Genomic DNA, 307 nt, shown 5'->3' with positions numbered 1-307 from the left:
TCCTTCTCCCGAGTTCTCTCAAGCGCCTTAGAATACTCATCTCGCCCACCTGTGTCGGTTTGCGGTACGGTCTCGTATGACTGAAGCTTAGAGGCTTTTCTTGGAACCACTTCCGATTGCTTCGTGAGCAAGCTCACTCGTCCCAGTCCCTTGAATTACGCGCCCGGATTTGCCTAAGCGCCTTCTATGAACCAGAAACTGACTATTCCAACAGTCAGACAACCTTCCGCGATCCGTCCCCCCATCGCATCATACGACGGTGCAGGAATATTAACCTGCTTCCCATCAGCTACGCATCTCTGCCTCG

The 307-nt window shown here is 52.8% G+C and carries 1 rRNA gene; it reads right to left on the bottom strand.

Annotation, left to right across the window (positions count from 1 at the left end):
- Positions 1-307, bottom strand: a 23S ribosomal RNA gene (locus tag GTP41_RS26850); the annotation flags it as partial.

This window comes from Pseudoduganella guangdongensis, from assembly GCF_009857475.1.
GTDB classification, from domain to species: Bacteria; Pseudomonadota; Gammaproteobacteria; order Burkholderiales; family Burkholderiaceae_D; genus Rugamonas; species Rugamonas guangdongensis.
This window is presented reverse-complemented; position numbering and strand designations above follow the sequence as displayed.